Annotated in this window: 13 protein-coding genes and 1 pseudogene; 5 read left to right on the top strand and 9 right to left on the bottom strand. The window is 62.3% G+C overall.

Features of this window, described 5'->3' with window-relative positions:
* Positions 1-25: 25 nt before the first annotated feature.
* Positions 26-463, bottom strand: a complete 438-nt coding sequence (mscL, locus tag B5P46_RS05700; protein ID WP_129417859.1) for a large conductance mechanosensitive channel protein MscL — start codon at positions 461-463, stop codon at positions 26-28.
* 220 nt (positions 464-683) lie between these two features.
* Here mscL and B5P46_RS05695 point away from each other — a divergent pair, with 220 nt between their 5' ends.
* Positions 684-4,202, top strand: coding sequence for a PAS domain-containing hybrid sensor histidine kinase/response regulator (locus tag B5P46_RS05695; protein WP_129417858.1), 3,519 nt, complete (start codon positions 684-686; stop codon positions 4,200-4,202).
* Positions 4,203-4,210: 8 nt separating this feature from the next.
* On the opposite strand, the gene B5P46_RS05690 is transcribed toward B5P46_RS05695, so the two are convergent.
* Entirely contained in the window at positions 4,211-4,768 is a 558-nt protein-coding gene (locus B5P46_RS05690) for a TetR/AcrR family transcriptional regulator (RefSeq protein ID WP_129417857.1), read from the bottom strand.
* A 137-nt stretch (positions 4,769-4,905) separates the two neighbouring features.
* Between B5P46_RS05690 and B5P46_RS05685 the strand changes: the two genes are divergently transcribed.
* Entirely contained in the window at positions 4,906-6,108 is a 1,203-nt protein-coding gene (locus tag B5P46_RS05685) for an MFS transporter (protein WP_129417856.1), read from the top strand.
* A gap of 9 nt (positions 6,109-6,117) precedes the next feature.
* Here the strand turns inward: B5P46_RS05685 and B5P46_RS05680 are convergent, their stop codons facing one another.
* Both B5P46_RS05680 and B5P46_RS05675 read right to left on the bottom strand, forming a co-directional pair.
* Complete coding sequence (locus B5P46_RS05680; RefSeq protein ID WP_129417855.1) at positions 6,118-6,561, bottom strand: YybH family protein; 444 nt, start codon at positions 6,559-6,561, stop codon at positions 6,118-6,120.
* Positions 6,562-6,669: 108 nt separating this feature from the next.
* Positions 6,670-7,074: a GFA family protein gene (locus B5P46_RS05675; protein ID WP_129417854.1), complete on the bottom strand. Its 405-nt coding sequence runs from the start codon at positions 7,072-7,074 to the stop codon at positions 6,670-6,672.
* Positions 7,075-7,132: 58 nt separating this feature from the next.
* On the opposite strand from B5P46_RS05675, the gene B5P46_RS05670 reads away from it, so the two are divergent.
* Positions 7,133-7,633 (top strand): MarR family winged helix-turn-helix transcriptional regulator, encoded by a 501-nt coding sequence (locus tag B5P46_RS05670; protein WP_129417853.1) that lies wholly within the window; start codon positions 7,133-7,135, stop codon positions 7,631-7,633.
* A gap of 244 nt (positions 7,634-7,877) precedes the next feature.
* Here the strand turns inward: B5P46_RS05670 and B5P46_RS05665 are convergent, their stop codons facing one another.
* The 5 genes from B5P46_RS05665 to B5P46_RS05645 form a co-directional block, all read right to left on the bottom strand.
* Positions 7,878-8,087 (bottom strand): cold-shock protein, encoded by a 210-nt coding sequence (locus tag B5P46_RS05665; RefSeq protein ID WP_003545273.1) that lies wholly within the window; start codon positions 8,085-8,087, stop codon positions 7,878-7,880.
* Between the two features lie 247 nt (positions 8,088-8,334).
* Complete coding sequence (locus B5P46_RS05660; RefSeq protein ID WP_129417852.1) at positions 8,335-10,548, bottom strand: 3-hydroxyacyl-CoA dehydrogenase NAD-binding domain-containing protein; 2,214 nt, start codon at positions 10,546-10,548, stop codon at positions 8,335-8,337.
* Positions 10,549-10,563: 15 nt separating this feature from the next.
* Positions 10,564-10,947, bottom strand: a complete 384-nt coding sequence (locus tag B5P46_RS05655) for a cupin domain-containing protein (RefSeq protein WP_129417851.1) — start codon at positions 10,945-10,947, stop codon at positions 10,564-10,566.
* Positions 10,948-10,949: 2 nt separating this feature from the next.
* A complete protein-coding gene (locus B5P46_RS05650) occupies positions 10,950-12,158 on the bottom strand; it encodes an acetyl-CoA C-acetyltransferase (protein ID WP_129417850.1) in 1,209 nt (402 codons plus the stop codon).
* 100 nt (positions 12,159-12,258) lie between these two features.
* Complete coding sequence (locus tag B5P46_RS05645) at positions 12,259-14,055, bottom strand: acyl-CoA dehydrogenase C-terminal domain-containing protein (protein ID WP_129417849.1); 1,797 nt, start codon at positions 14,053-14,055, stop codon at positions 12,259-12,261.
* Between the two features lie 268 nt (positions 14,056-14,323).
* On the opposite strand from B5P46_RS05645, the gene B5P46_RS05640 reads away from it, so the two are divergent.
* The gene (locus tag B5P46_RS05640; protein ID WP_129417848.1) at positions 14,324-15,025 is read left to right on the top strand and encodes an SDR family NAD(P)-dependent oxidoreductase; all 702 of its coding nucleotides are present in this window, start codon (positions 14,324-14,326) and stop codon (positions 15,023-15,025) included.
* Positions 15,026-15,028: 3 nt separating this feature from the next.
* Positions 15,029-15,136, top strand: a pseudogene (locus B5P46_RS05635) (VOC family protein); the annotation flags it as partial.
* Positions 15,137-15,443: the final 307 nt, after the last annotated feature.

The following is a 15,443-nucleotide window of genomic DNA, read 5'->3' as shown; positions in this document are numbered from 1 at the left end:
CGAAGCGGACGGGCTCCAGCCCGGATCAAGCCGTCGGGCGCTGGGCGAGAAGATCGCGGATTTCCGTCAGCAGCTGAACGTCTGCCGCCGGTGCTGGCAGCTCTTCCGGTGCCGCCTTTTCCTGGCGCTCGACCTGGGCACGCAGGGTATTCACGCCCTTGACCATCAGGAAGATGATCCAGGCGAGAATGAGGAAGTTGATGAGAACGGTGAGGAAACTGCCATAGGCAAACACCGCTCCCTGCTCGCGGGCGGCGGCGAGCGACTGCGCGTTGACGGCCGACGACAGTGGGAGGAAGTAATTCGAAAAATCGAAGCCGCCGAAAATGGCGCCGACGATCGGCATAATAAGGTCATCCACCAAAGATTTGACGATGCCACCGAAGGCGCCGCCGATGATGACGCCGACTGCAAGATCCATGACATTGCCGCGGGCGATAAAGGCCTTGAACTCATTGAGCATCGGATCCGTCTCCCTTCGATCCATTTCAAAGATATCCAATGGAATTTATTAGCTACATCTTCATTGCAATTAATCAATCGGCAATCGCAATTGTTTGGCGATACCCCCTGCGGTCTTTGACTTAAGGCCTAGACGGCCAGGAATTTTCAAAGCGCCTGAAATGACTTAAGCTGACCCACGTTGCGGGAGGTCCGGCGGGTTTTCCGCCGGCGGAGGGTCAATGCTTCCAGGCTGGGTTATATTCGCGTCTGCCTTCGGCTATCTGCTCCTGCTTTTCGCCGTGGCAAGCTATGGCGACCGCAAGAACCGCGGCCAGGGCGCGTCCGGCCCGGGCACGCTGGGCGGATGGCCGGTTGTCTATGCGCTGAGCCTTGCGATCTACTGCACCTCCTGGACCTATTTCGGCAGCGTCGGGCTTGCGGCGCAGCGCGGCCTGGAATTTGCCGGCATCTATATCGGTCCCATCCTGGTCTTCACGCTCGGCATGCCGCTGCTTCGCCGCATCATCGAGCTCGCCAAGGCGGAGAAGCTCACCTCGGTCGCCGATTTCGTCGCCGCGCGTTACGGCAAGAACCCGACGGTCGCAACGATCGTCGCGCTGATCTCGCTGATCGGCGCCATCCCTTATATCGCGCTACAGCTCAAGGCGATCTCGAGCACCGTCAGCGCCATGGTCAATCCGTCCGATTACGGCATCGGCAGCGGCAATCTCTACTTCCTCGACCTGCCGCTCCTCGCAACACTGGTGCTTGCCTGCTTCGCCATCATGTTCGGCACGCGGCATACGGATGCGACCGAACACCAGGACGGCCTCATTCTCGCGGTCTCAATGGAATCCGTCGTCAAGCTCGTCGCCTTCCTGACCGCCGGCGTCTGCGTCATCTGGTTTCTCTTCGACGGCCCGACCGATCTCTGGCGCAAGACCGTCGACAATGAGCTGGTCATGTCGGCGCTCAGCTACCACACGCCGATCAGCCGCTGGATCACCCTGATCCTATTGTCGGCCTTCGCGATCATCCTGCTGCCGCGGCAATTCCACGTGACGGTTGTCGAAAATCGGACCCCGAAACAGCTGAAACTCGCAGGCTTCCTGTTTCCCACCTATCTCATCGCCATCAATCTCTTCGTGCTGCCGGTGGCGATCGGTGGGCTCTTGACGTTCGGCGGCACCGGCAATGCCGATTTCTACATGCTGTCGCTGCCGCTTGCCGGCCAGATGCCCGTCATTTCGCTGATCATCTTCATCGGTGGTTTCTCCGCCGCAACGGCGATGGTCATCGTCGATTCCGTCGCACTGTCGATCATGGTGTCGAACGACATCATCATGCCGATCTTCCTCCGGCGCAAACTCGCCGGCGGCCGCGCCAGCCTGCGCGACAATTTCGCCAAGACGCTGCTCAACATCCGCCGCAGCGCCATCTTCGCCGTGCTGCTTTTCGGCTACGCCTATTACCGTTCGACCGACAGCACCGCCGGCCTTGCCTCGATCGGCCTGCTTTCCTTTGCCGCGATCGCGCAAATCGCCCCAGCGCTCTTCGGCGGGCTGATCTGGCGGCGGGCGAATGCGCGCGGCGCGATCCTCGGGCTTACCTCCGGCTTCGTCATCTGGATCTACCTGCTGTTCCTGCCCTCGCTCGGCGGCCCCGACTACTCCTATGTGGCGAGCGCCGTGCTCGGCTTCATCTTTCCCGGGACCACGCTGTTCACCGCGCCCGACGCCGATCCGCTGGTCAATGCGACGGCGATGAGCCTGCTCGTCAACACCGCCTTCTTCGTCGTCGGCTCGCTCACCCGCAACGCCAAGCCGCTGGAGCGCATTCAAGCCGGCATCTTCGTCAAGCGGCATTCGCGTTCGCAATTTGCCACGCGCGGCTGGAAGACCCGCATCAGCGTCGGCGATCTCAAAGCGGCGATCTCACGCTATCTCGGCGAAGAGCGCATGCAGCGTTCCTTCACGACCTACGAACAAAGCTCCGGCCGCAAGCTGGAGGACGAGCAGCCGGCCGACATGGCGCTCATCCATTTCAGCGAACAGCTGCTCGGCAGCGCCATCGGCTCGTCCTCGGCCCGGCTGGTGCTGTCATTGATCCTGCAGAAGATCGAGGATGCCTCTTCCGACACTGCCTGGCTGCTCGACCAGGCCAGCGAGGCGCTGCAGTATAATCAGGACATGCTGCAGACGGCGCTTTCGCAGATGGACCAGGGCATTGCCGTCTTCGACAGTTCCAACCGGCTGACGATCTGGAACCGGCGTTTCCGGCAATTGCTGGATCTTCCGGAAAGTGCCGGCCAGGTCGGTTTTCCCTTGTCCGATATCGTCACCACGCTCATCCAGCGCGGCGATATCGCGCCCGGCGACCTCAGCCAGACGGTGCGGCATTTCCTGACGCTCGACAAACCCTTCGCGCTGGTGCTCGGCGGCGGCGAGCGGATCATCGAGGTGCGCTCCAACGCCATGCCGGACAAGGGCATCGTCGCCACCTTCACCGACATCACCCAGCGCGTGAACGCCGACCAGGCGCTGAAACAGGCGAATGAGACGCTGGAGCAGCGCGTCGCCGAACGCACGGCCGAGCTTACCCGCGTCAACCGCGAACTCGGCGAGGCACGCGCCGCCGCCGACGAGGCGAATATCGGCAAGACACGCTTTTTCGCTGCCGCCGGGCACGATATCCTGCAGCCGCTCAACGCCGCCCGGCTCTATTCCTCGGCATTGGTCGAGCGCATGGCGCAATCCGACAACAGCCCGATCGTGCGCAACATCGATTCCGCGCTGGAGTCGGTCGAGACCATTCTCGGCGCAGTGCTCGATATATCCAGGCTCGATACCGGCGCCATGAGGCCGCGGCTCGCCTCCGTCGCGCTCTCCGACCTGCTGGAGCGTATCCAGACCGATTTCGCGCCGATCGCCCGCGAAAAGCAGCTGAAGCTGGTGGTCATGCCGACGTCACTACGCGTCCGCTCCGATCCCAACCTGCTGCGCCGGCTGGTGCAGAACCTCGTTTCCAACGCCATCAAATACACGATCACCGGCAAGGTGGTGGTCGGGGCGCGGCGGCGCGGCAACCAGGTGATCATCCAGGTGATCGATTCCGGCATCGGCATCCCACCGTCGAAATTCCGCACCGTGTTCAAGGAATTCGCGCGGCTGGATGAAGGTGCCAAAACCGCCTCCGGCCTCGGGCTCGGCCTGTCGATCGTCGACCGCATCGCCCGCGTACTCAACCATCCGGTCGAGCTGCAGTCGACGCATGGCAAGGGCACGGAATTCCGCATCGCCATGCCGCTCGACGTCTCACGCCCGGCCGCGGCGGCAGCAGCGGTTGCGCCCGCCGACCGTCCCGGGCAGCCGCTGAGCGGGCTGAAGATCCTCTGTATCGATAACGAGCCGAAGATCCTCGAAGGCATGCGCCTCTTGATCAGCGGCTGGGGCTGCGAGGTGGAGGCGCTGGATGGCCTCGCCGAGGTCACCGCCCTCGATGGCCGGGAGGGACCGCCTGACATCGTCATCGCCGATTATCATCTCGGCGACGGCACCGGCATTGCCGCCATCCTGCATCTGCGCCGACAGTTCGGCGCCGATATCCCTGCCTTGGTGATCACGGCCGACCGGACGCCGGAGGTGCGCAGCGAGGCCGAGCGATACGGTATCGCCGTTCAGCACAAGCCGGTACGGCCGGCGGCGCTGCGCGCCTATATCACCCAGATTTCCGGCCTCAAGCGCGCCGCCGCGGAGTAACAGAAAACTCAGTCCGTCGCGCTCATGACACGCGTAACCAGATCGCGCACACACGCTGTCGCCGGCACATCGCCGAACAGGATGCGGTACATGATCGGCGCCACGACCTGGTCCATGACGCGGTCGACATCCGGAAAAGCCTCGCCGCGGGCCTTCGCCCTCTCGGCGATGACGTCGATCTGCTGGCGGGTATATTCGCTGCATTTACAAGCATTCGCGCCCGCCTGCGCGGCCAGCACGTCACGGATCATCTCGCGGCCCGGCCCGGAGGACATTTCCTCGGCATATTGCTCGGCCCAAGCTTGAAGATCGGCCCCGCCGCTGCCGGCATCGACCGGCTGCATATCCGGCCGCAGCCGATCGACGGCGACATCGGCGAGAAGCTCCTGCAGGTCGCCCCAGCGACGATAGATGGTCGACGGCGTCACCCCCGCCTTGCCGGCAATCAGCGGGATCGTCACGTCGGTGCGGCTCATCTCGGCCATCAGCTCACGGACCGCCTTATGCACCGATGCCTGAACCCGGGCGCTTCTGCCGCCCGGACGGAGATTCTCTTTCACTGTCATGCGTGCAACCCGACTTTCTCCCCTTGGCGGCGATAGTTCAAAATCTTTGACAGACCTATTAACGCAAATAATTTGCTTTTATAGAGCACCTGCTCTACGTAAGCTAACGCAACGGCTTAGCTTTAAGGGGCTTATATATGTTCGCCGCAGCCAAATCCACCGCGAATTCGCCGCGCCCCTCGATCGGCTTTCATGCGCTGACGCTCGCGACCTTTTTCGGCGCCTCCGCGGCGCCAACGCCGCTCTACCGGATCTATCAGGAAAACTTTTCCGTCTCGCCGGTGCTGATCACGGTGATTTTCGCGGTCTACGCCTTCGCGCTGCTGGCGGCGCTGCTGATCGCCGGTTCGATCTCGGATCATCTCGGCCGCAAGCCGGTGATCTTTTCCGCCCTCGTGCTCGAAATCGCCGCCATGGGCCTCTTCGTCGCCGCAAGCGGTCCCGCCTGGCTGATCGCAGCGCGGATCGTGCAGGGGCTGGCAACCGGGATCGCGGGCGCCTCGATCGGAGCGGCGCTCGTCGATGTCGACCGGGCAAAGGGACAGATCGTCAACTCGATCGCGCCGCTTTGCGGCATGGCGGTAGGTGCGGTCGGCACCAGCGCCTTGATCCAATTCGGCCCCTTCCCGATGCATCTCACCTATGCGCTGTTGCTTGTCGCCTTCACGCTGCAGGCGGCCGGCATCTGGCTGACAGGCGAGACCGGGGCCAAGCGACCCGGCGCGCTCGGCTCGCTGATACCGCGGGTCACCGTTCCGCCGCAGGTGAAGCGGCCGCTCTCGCTGGTGACGCCGATCAATATCGCCAACTGGACGCTTGCCGGCTTCTATCTCTCGCTGGTCCCGTCGCTGGTCGCCAGCACGACCGGCAGCCGGGCGCCGCTGACGGGCGGGGCCGTCGTCACCGCGCTGATGGTGAGCGGAGCAATCGCCGTCTATCTCAGGCGCAGCAAGACGGCCTCGGCCAATCTGGTTTTCGGCGTGTCGGCGAAGACGCTCGGCATCCTGACGGTCGTTGCCGGCGTCCATCTTGCCAATGTGCCCCTGCTGCTCATCGGCACAATTTTTACCGGCGTCGGCTTCGGCACCAATTTCCTTGGTTCGATCGGCACCATCATGCCGCTCGCCAAGGCGGACGAGCGGGCCGGGCTGCTGTCGGCCTTCTACGTCCAGAGCTACCTCGCCTTCAGCCTGCCGGCGATCCTTGCCGGGTTCCTGGCGAAATCGGCCGGTTACGCACTGACGACGGATTTCTATGCGACGGCGATCCTGCTTTTGATGGCCGTCGGATTGATGAGCATTCGCGCCGACCGGCGGAGGGTCGCGGAGAGTGCCGCCTGAGGACGCAGTTCACGGCTTGAGATCGAGCAGCGCCCGGCCGCTGCCATCCATGGCGAAGGGCACCGAGGCGTGCTGGTGGGCAACCAACCATAGGCCATCCTGCTTGACGAGACCCAGCGTCTGGCGGAACCAGAGATCGACCTCGGCGCCATCGGTCTTGGTTCCCGTCATGTGCATGAGGCCACTCCAGAAAGCGACCTCTTCGCCGGCTGTGAGCTTGGCATCGCGCACCTCGCCGCCGATCGGGCCTTCCCAGGTATCGAACCAGGCCTGCAGACCCGCCTCGTCCTGGCCGTAATAGGCGAGCGGCGGGGCCAGCGAAAATTCGACGGAATCCTCCGCCTCGTAAGAAAGCGCGTCCTTGGCATTCTTTTCGCCCAGCGCCTTGGCGCGCATCATCAGCATGGCGATGATCGCCTCTTCGTCGATCCTGGCATTCGCTTGGTCTTTCACAATCGGTCTCCTTCTCCGTTATGGACATAGGACGATTGGGAGGACGGCAATTCGACAGCGACTTTTAAAATTGAGCATGATGTCGTGCGAAACCACTCGCATCGTGCATTAGAGATAACTTGTCACCGCCGGTTCGTTCCACCAGGCATCGTGCCTGCCGTCGGCATAACGGACCGGCAGTGCTGCCAGTTCCTCAGGGGTGATATCGTCGAGGCAGGCGATGTTGATCGAGACATAGGCGCCGCCGATCGCTTCGACATAACCGTCGCCATAGGCCGATACACCGCAGGTGCGGCAGAAGCGGTGATGGCCGCTCCTGGTGTTGAACTGGTAGTCGGACGTTTCCGCCTCTTCGCACATCAGCCGGAAATCCTCCGGCTTGACGTTGGCGCCCCAATAGCGGCGCTTGGTGCAGATCGAACAATTGCAGCGGCCGGTGCCCTCATCGAGGTCGATGTCCACCTCGTAGTGCACTTTGCCGCAATGGCAGCTTCCCTTGTAGGTTTTCTTCATGGCGATCTCCTCCTTCGGCGTTGCCTTCAGTTTTCGGATATGACAATATGTTGTCATTATGGATGAGATACAAAATCGACAACATGTTGTCAAACAAAATCGACCGGAGCGGACGATGGAGGGGGATGCTTTCTCCGCTTTTGCGATCACCGCCCTTCGCCTCGCCGGCCATCTGACGGCGGCGGGCGACCAGTTGGCTAAGCCGGCAGGGCAAACCAGCGCGCGCTGGCAGGTGCTGGCCGCGGCAAGGCGCGGCAACATGTCGGTGGCGCAGATCGCCCGCGCGCTCGGCCTCGCCCGCCAGGGCGTGCAGCGGCTTGCCGACGTGCTGGAGAGCGAAGGGCTGATCGCCTATGCCGACAACCCGCAGCACCAGCGCGCCAAGCTGGTGCGACTGACGGAAGAAGGGGCCGCGCGGCTCGGCGTTATTGATATTGCGCAAGCCGGATGGGCGGACGGGCTGAGCGCCGCGTTCACGTCAGCCGAACTCGATGCGGCGCGGGCGGTGATGGCGCGGGTCATGGAGATGCTGGAGACTGATGAAACGTCCCGTGGCTGAGCGGTTTACCTGTCTTGTGGGGCTTGTTGTCGCCGGTGACGCACCCGGCTTGGTGATGCGAAAGATTCTTTAGGGCAAAACCTATGTGCCAAGGCGATGCCGGCTACTCCGCCAATCGGGCAAAACATCAGCCGGCCATACACAAAAAAAGGCCGGGTTAACCCGACCTTCCCTGCTATCTCAACGAACCGTGCCAGTACATCCGTGGTCACGATCCGGAGATGATATTTAGAGCCTTGAAGGCTCAGGCCGCCTGGAGGCGGTCTGCCGACATCTTGCCGGACTTGTTGTCGCGGACGAGCTCGTAAGACAGCTTCTGGCCATCCTTGAGATCGCGCATGCCAGCGCGTTCAACGGCGGAGATGTGGACGAAAACGTCGGCTGCGCCGTCATCCGGCTGAATGAAGCCGAAGCCCTTGGTTGCGTTGAACCACTTTACGGTACCAGTGCTCATGACGATATCCTTTTCGAATCGTTCATAGAAGAATGCAGCCCGGATAAATGCCGAACGGCGATGAAAACCGATTTTGGAGGAAGTTCGCCAGGAACGACGCGAGGCCGTTTCAAAGTTCATCTAGCAAGATCGATGCGCGAACATGTAATCGGAAATTGTGTCCGTGACAAGGCCGCAGCTAGGGAAAGTCGAGCGGGCTGAGGGAGGATTCTTTGACGTCGTGCCGTCGCAGGATGGTAAAGGCGGCCTAAGCCGCCTTCCCCACCTTCGCATAGGGGTCGAACCGGCCGTAAAACGTCTCGCCCTTGGCGGCCATGTCCTTCAGCAGCGGCGTCGGCTTGAAGTGACTTCCGTAAGCAGCAGCTAACTTTTCCGCCAATTCCACGAAAGCCTTCGCGCCCATTCCGTCGATATAGCTCAGCGCCCCGCCGGTATAGGGCGCGAAGCCGAAGCCCAGGATCGACCCGACATCCGCCTCGCGCGGATCGGTGACGATTCCTTCCTCCACGGTGCGGGCGGCTTCGAGCGCAATGGTGACGAGGAAACGCTGTTTGAGGACGTTGACGTCAACCTCGTCCGCCGGCTTCTGCGGATAGAAGGTCTTGAGGTCTGGCCAGAGGGACTTCTTTGCCGGTTTCGGTGGGTAGTCGTAGAAGCCCTTGGAATTCTTGCGGCCGAAGCGGCCTTCCTTTTCCACCATGCGGGAGATGAGTTCCATGTGTCTGGGGTCGATTGCTTTTTCGCCGAGATCGGCGACCGTCGCCTTGAGGATCTTCAGCGAGAGGTCGATGGCGACCTCGTCGTTGAGCGCCAACGGACCGACCGGCATGCCGGCCATCTTGGCGGCATTCTCGATCATGACAGGCGGCACGCCCTCGATCAGCATGTCGTAGCTTTCCGACATGTAGCGCAGCACGCAACGATTGACGAAGAAGCCGCGGGTGTCATTGACGACGATCGGCGTCTTCTTGATGGCTGCAACATAGTCGAGAGCGACAGCCAGCGCCCTGTCGCCGGTGTCGCTTCCGAGGATGACCTCGGTCAGCATCATCTTCTCGACAGGCGAGAAGAAGTGGATGCCGATGAAATCGGCCGGGCGTTTCGAATTCTTGGCGAGACCTGAGATCGGCAGGGTCGAGGTGTTGGAGGCGAAGACCGCGCCTTCCGGCAGCACGGCTTCGACCGCCTCGATGACCGCTTTCTTCACCTCGCGATCCTCGAACACCGCCTCGATGACGAGATCGGCATTGGCGAGGTCGGCATAGTTTGCCGAGGGTGTGATGCGGGAGAGCAATGCAGCAGCCTCATCCTGCGTAAGACGTCCCTTACCGATCGAATCCTTGACCAGGCCTTCCGACACAGTCTTGCCCTTGGTCGCCGCTTCGATGTCGCGATCGATCAGCGTCACGGGAATGCCGGCGGCGGCGGTGACATAAGCAATCGAGGCGCCCATGAAGCCAGCGCCGACGACGCCGACATGCTTCAGCTCGGTCTTCGCATGACCTGCCGGGCGGCGGGCGCCTTTTCCGAGCTCCTGCATCGAGATGAACAGCGAACGGATCATCAAGAAGGCTTCGCGGGTCTGCAGCACCTCGGTGAAATAACGCTGCTCGATCTTCAGGCCGGTGTCGAACGGCACCTGCAGGCCTTCGTAGACGCATTTCAGGATGGCAAGGGCTGCCGGATAATTGCCCGATGTTTCCCTGCGCAGGATCGCCGGGGCGGCCGGCCAGAGCTGGGCAGAGGCCGGCGTCCAGATGCCGCCGCCGGGCGCCTTGAAGCCCTTCTCGTCCCAGGGGGCGACCGGCTTCAGGCCATCCTTGATCATCTGCTTGGCGGCGGGGATCAGCTGATCCGGCTCGACCACCTGATGCACGAGGTTCATCGCCTTGGCGCGGGAGCCGGTCAGCGACTGGCCGGTCGTCATCATCTGCAGCGCATCCTGGGCGTTCGCCAGCCGCGGCACACGCTGCGTGCCGCCGGCGCCGGGGAAGATACCGACCTTCACTTCGGGCAGCGCGATCTTGACGCTCTTGGCATTGGAGGCGACACGGCCGTGGCAGGCGAGCGACAGTTCGAAAGCGCCGCCCATGCAGGTGCCGTTGATGGCTGAAACCCAGGGCTTGCCCGATGTTTCGAGCTTGCGGAACAGGCCGCTCATGCGGCCGACCAGACCGAAGAGGTTCTGCACGGCCGTCTCGGGGCTCTTTGCCTTCTCCTCCTGGTAGGAACTGAACATCGACTTGATCATCGACAGATCGGCGCCGCCGGAGAAGGAGGATTTACCCGAGGTGAAAACGACGCCCTTGACGGCCGCATCGGCGGTCGTGGCGTCGATGATGGCGTCGAGTTCGGCCATCACCTCGGCGGTGAAGACGTTCATCGATTTGCCGGGCATGTCCCAGGTGACGAGAGCGATGCCGTCGGCGTCGGTTTCGAGCGTGAAATTGGTGTAGGTCATTGGGTTCCTCCCCGATCAAGCCGGCAAATGGCTGCGCTGCGCGTCTAAGGTCTTCGTCTTTTCGGTGACGACATCGCCGGTATGTTTGGTCTGCGACGGCTCGAAAAGCACGATCCAGCATTCCTCTTGCGCCACCGGGTTATGCTCGACGCCCTTCGGCACGACATGAAAATCACCGGCCTTCAGTTGCACATGCGGGCGGTCGCGATATTCGATGGTCAGCGACCCCTTCCAGATCAGAAAAAGCTCGTCCTCGTCGCGGTGGGAATGCCAGGCGAGCTGGCCCTGGACCTTGGCGAGCTTGACGCTCTGGCCGTTGAGATCGGCGATAACGCGGGGCGACCAGTGCTCGGTGACCTCGGCATATTCGGTTTCGATCGTGCCGGTGTTGAAGCCCATCGTCAGACCCTTTCGATAACCGTTGCCGTGCCCATGCCGGCGCCGATGCAGAGCGTCACCAGCGCGGTGTTAAGGTCGCGGCGTTCAAGCTCGTCCAGCACCGTGCCGAGGATCATGGCGCCGGTGGCGCCGAGCGGATGGCCCATGGCGATGGCGCCGCCATTGACGTTGATCCTGTCATGGTCGATGTCGAAGGCCTGCATGTAGCGCAGCACCACGGCAGCGAAGGCCTCGTTGAGTTCGAAGAGATCGATGTCGGACAGGCTCATGCCGGTCCGCTTCAACAGCTTCTCGGTGACGTCGACAGGCCCGGTCAGCATCAGGGCCGGATCGGAGCCGATATTGGCGAAGGCCTTGATGCGGGCGCGCGGCTTTTTGCCCATGCTCTCACCGCCGGCCTTGGAGCCGAGCAGGACGACGCCGGCGCCATCGACGATGCCGGAGGAATTGCCGGCATGGTGGACATAGTTGATGCGCTCGATCTCGGGATGGGCCTGGATGCCGACCGCCTCGAAGCCGCCCATCTCGCCGGGCATCTGGAAGGACGGATTGAGGGAGGCGAGCGCCTGCATGTCGGTGCCGGGGCGCATATGCTCGTCCTTATCAAGGATCGTCAGGCCGTTCTGGTCCTTGACCGGAATGACCGACTTGTCGAACCAGCCCTTTTCCCAGGCATGGGCGGCACGCTTCTGGCTCTCGACCGCATAGGCGTCGACATCGGTTCTGCTGAAGCCGTATTTGGTGGCGATCAGATCGGCCGAGACGCCCTGCGGCATGAAATAGGCCGGGAAATTTACCGAAGGGTCCATGAACCAGGCGCCGCCGGACATGCCGAGACCGACGCGGGACATGCTTTCGACGCCGCCCGCGATGACGATATCGTCAGCCCCTTGCGCGATCTTGCCGGCGCCGAAATTGACCGCATCGAGACCGGAGGCGCAGAAGCGGGAGATCTGCATGCCGGGCGCCTTGGTGGAGTAACCGGCTTCGAAGGCGGCGGCCTTGGGGATGACGGCGCCGGCATCCATGACCGGATCGACGCAGCCCATGATGATGTCGTCGACCGTTTCCGTATTGAGGCCGTTGCGCTCGCGGATCGCTTCCAGCGTCTTTGCCGCAAGGCGGACGGAGGGCACCTCATGCAGGGCGCCGTCCTTCTTGCCGCGGCCGCGCGGCGTACGCACGTGGTCGTAAATGAAAACCTCGGTCATTGTCTCATCTCCCTGACGGCAATCTATCCTGCCTCAAATCTTGGAGGGAGGAGAAAAGACCCCTCCCCAACCCTCCCCACAAGGGGGAGGGAGAACCGGCTCAAAACGCTTCGGCGGCCAGTTCCATCATCGTGTCGGCGCCGGCCTCGATGCGGGCCTTGCGCAGCGTGGTTTCCGGCATGAGCCGCTCCATGAAGAATTTCGCTGTGATCAGCTTGTTCTTCAGGTAATCCTCGCGGGCGGCATCGCCGGATGCAAGACCGTCCTCGGCGGCTTTGGCCATCTTCGCCCACATATAGCCGAGAATGACGAGCCCGAAGAGGTGCATGTAATCGGTCGAGCCGGCGCCCGCGTTGTCGGGCTTGGCCATGGCGTTCTGCATGAACCACATGGTCGCGCCCTGGACGTCGTTCAAGCCCTTCTTCAGATGCTTGGTGAAGAAGGAGAGTTTTTCGTTGCTGCGGTTCTCCTCGCAGAAATCGCCGATCTCCTTGAAGAGGGCCATGGCGGCGCGGCCGCCGTTCAAGGCGAGCTTGCGGCCGACGAGATCGAGCGCCTGAATGCCGTTGGCGCCTTCATAGATCATGGCGATGCGGGCATCCCGCACATATTGGCTCATGCCGTGCTCTTCGATATAGCCGTGGCCGCCGAAGACCTGCTGGGCCATGACGGCATGATCGAAGCCCTTATCGGTCATCACGCCCTTGAGGATCGGGGTGACGAGGCCGAGAATATCGTCGGCCGTCTGGCGCTCCTTCTCGTCGCTAGCGCGGTGGGCGATATCGGACTTGAGCGCGGTCCAGAGCAGGAAGGCGCGGCCGGCCTCGTTGAAGGCGCGGATGGTCATCAGCGTGCGGCGAATATCCGGATGGACGATGATCGGATCGGCCTTCTTGTCCGGCGCCTTGGGGCCGGACAGCGAGCGGCCCTGGATGCGGTGGCGGGCGTAGCTGGCGGCATTCTGATAGGCGATCTCGGAAATGGCGATGCCCTGCAGGCCGACCATCAGGCGAGCCTCGTTCATCATCACGAACATGGCGTTGAGGCCGCGGTTTTCGGCGCCGATCAGGAAGCCGGTCGCCTCGTCGTAATTCATCACGCAGGTGGCGTTGGCGTGGATGCCCATCTTGTGCTCGATCGCGCCGCAGGAGACAGCGTTGCGGGCGCCGAGCGCACCGTCCTTGCCAACGAGGAATTTCGGGACGATGAACAGCGAAATGCCCTTGGTGCCCTCGGGCGCACCCTCGATGCGGGCGAGCACCAGATGGACGATATTGTCGGCCAGGTCGTGTTCGCCGGCGGAGATGAAGATCTTCTGGCCCGATATCTTGTAGCTACCATCAGCCTGCGGCACCGCCTTGGTCCGCAGCATGCCGAGATCGGTGCCGCAATGCGGCTCGGTCAGGTTCATGGTGCCGGACCATGCGCCGTCGACCATCTTCGGCAGATAGGTGGCCTTCTGCTCATCGGAACCGTGGACGAGGAGTGCCGCGATCGCACCCTGCGTCAGGCCCGGATACATCATCAGCGACATGTTGGCGGCCGACGTATATTCGCCGACGGCGGTATGCAGCGTATAGGGAAGGCCCTGGCCGCCGAATTCTTCCGGCACGGCAAGGCCGATCCAGCCACCTTCGCGATAGGCTTTATACGCCTCCTTGAAGCCCTTCGGCGTCGAGACGCTCGCATCGTCGTGACGCGTGCAGCCTTCCTGGTCGCCGGAATAGTTCAGCGGAAAGAGAGCTTCCTCTGCAACCCTTCCGGCCTCGCCGAGGATCGCTTCGATCATATCGGGGGTCGCATCGGCAAAACCCGGCAGATTGTTGTAGCGTTCGAGACCCAGCACGTCGTTGAGGACGAAGAGCGTATCGTTCACCGGGGCCTTGTAGACTGGCATCTCTCAAATTCCTCCCATTCGGCTGACCGGGTCGCGCCGGCCTTGGGCACTGTCTTACAAAATATTGACGTTTGCGTAAACGTCAAATTTTGCGCTTGCGACGTCTTTCTTGAAAAAATTCGAGAGCACGAATCCGCCGCGATGACGCACTGAGGAGCAGACGCCATCTCATCTTGCTTGTCCATCGCAGAACAGAGTATCGGCCGGGCAGTGGCGCAAGTCGTTCCGACGTCTTACGTCTGTCGGACGATCCATCGAGGAAGACATCATGACCGACTTTCCCTATGAGAGCGCGCTCATCGTCGGCGCGGGCTCCGGCATCAGCGCATCGCTTGCCCGGCGCTTGTCGGCGCAGGGCGTCAAGGTCGGGCTCGCCGCCCGCAATATCGAGAAACTGCAAGGGCTCATCGAGGAGACCGGCGCCAGCGCCTTTACCGCCGACGTCACGCAGCCGGCGAGCGTCGCAGCACTGTTCGAAGAGGCTGCCGCCGCAATCGGCGGGCCTGACGTGGTGATCTTCAATGCCAGCGCTCGTCAGCGCGGCCCGCTCGCCGAACTCGATCCCGCCGAGGTCGAGAAGGCCATCGCGACCACCGCTTTCGGCGGGTTCCTGGTGGTGCAGCAGGCAGCGCGGCGGATGATCCCGCGGGGCCGCGGCGCCGTCCTCATCACCGGCGCGTCGGCAAGCGTGAAGGGCTTTGCGCAGTCGGCCCCCTTCGCGATGGGCAAGTTCGCCTTGCGCGGCCTTGCCCAGAGTGCAGCCCGCGAACTCGGGCCGATGGGCATCCATGTCGCGCATTTCGTCATCGACGGCGCGGTGCGCTCACAGATTCGGCCGGACCGGGTGGAGAAGCCGGATGGCACGCTGCTGCCGGATTCGATCGCCCAGACCTATATCGACGTGCTTCGCCAGCACCGCAGCGCATGGTCGCTGGAGGTGGAAGTCCGGCCCTGGACGGAGAGCTTCTGAGCCCTGCCGGCGGGCGGCTATCGCTACGAATATTACGATATTCCCGACACCGATCTCGGCCAGGTCTTCGTCTATGGCCCTGACGGCGTGAAGATCGAGCTGCAATATCCAGGCCGGCCTGAGCGCGAGCGGCCATTCGATATGACGCGTTCGGGGGCAATTGCCGCCAAAAACGGCGTTTGGAACACAAACGTTAAAAAATTCCCATCGGCATTAACGGCTTGTTTACCACGTTTCGTGAAAGGTGCGGATTGAGCAGTAGTGATCCGCATCCTTTCCCCAGTCTCGCGTTCCCTTAGGATGCCGCTACATCGTTCAGCTTGAGGAAAGTCTAATTGACTATCGTCTTATGAATGGTGCGCTCCGGTCCGCTTAAAGCGGGCAGCAGACGAAAAGCCAAAGATCGAGCTCTGACGAG

The sequence above is a fragment of the Rhizobium leguminosarum genome, from assembly GCF_004123835.1.
Lineage (GTDB): Bacteria > Pseudomonadota > Alphaproteobacteria > Rhizobiales > Rhizobiaceae > Rhizobium > Rhizobium leguminosarum_M.
The sequence above is the reverse complement of the archived record's forward strand: the minus strand, read 5'-3'. Positions and strand labels throughout refer to the sequence as shown.

Bases quoted from the DNA above. Each gene is read 5' to 3' on its own strand.
- B5P46_RS05675 (WP_129417854.1), bottom strand. From the start codon at position 7,074: ATGAAGAAAACCTACAAGGGAAGCTGCCATTGCGGCAAAGTGCACTAC.
- B5P46_RS05690 (WP_129417857.1), bottom strand. From the start codon at position 4,768: ATGACAGTGAAAGAGAATCTCCGTCCGGGCGGCAGAAGCGCCCGGGTT.
- B5P46_RS05645 (WP_129417849.1), bottom strand. From the start codon at position 14,055: ATGCCAGTCTACAAGGCCCCGGTGAACGATACGCTCTTCGTCCTCAAC.
- B5P46_RS05685 (WP_129417856.1), top strand. From the start codon at position 4,906: ATGTTCGCCGCAGCCAAATCCACCGCGAATTCGCCGCGCCCCTCGATC.
- B5P46_RS05660 (WP_129417852.1), bottom strand. From the start codon at position 10,548: ATGACCTACACCAATTTCACGCTCGAAACCGACGCCGACGGCATCGCT.
- B5P46_RS05670 (WP_129417853.1), top strand. From the start codon at position 7,133: ATGGATGAGATACAAAATCGACAACATGTTGTCAAACAAAATCGACCG.
- B5P46_RS05665 (WP_003545273.1), bottom strand. From the start codon at position 8,087: ATGAGCACTGGTACCGTAAAGTGGTTCAACGCAACCAAGGGCTTCGGC.
- B5P46_RS05640 (WP_129417848.1), top strand. From the start codon at position 14,324: ATGACCGACTTTCCCTATGAGAGCGCGCTCATCGTCGGCGCGGGCTCC.
- B5P46_RS05655 (WP_129417851.1), bottom strand. From the start codon at position 10,947: ATGGGCTTCAACACCGGCACGATCGAAACCGAATATGCCGAGGTCACC.
- B5P46_RS05650 (WP_129417850.1), bottom strand. From the start codon at position 12,158: ATGACCGAGGTTTTCATTTACGACCACGTGCGTACGCCGCGCGGCCGC.
- B5P46_RS05695 (WP_129417858.1), top strand. From the start codon at position 684: ATGCTTCCAGGCTGGGTTATATTCGCGTCTGCCTTCGGCTATCTGCTC.
- mscL (WP_129417859.1), bottom strand. From the start codon at position 463: ATGCTCAATGAGTTCAAGGCCTTTATCGCCCGCGGCAATGTCATGGAT.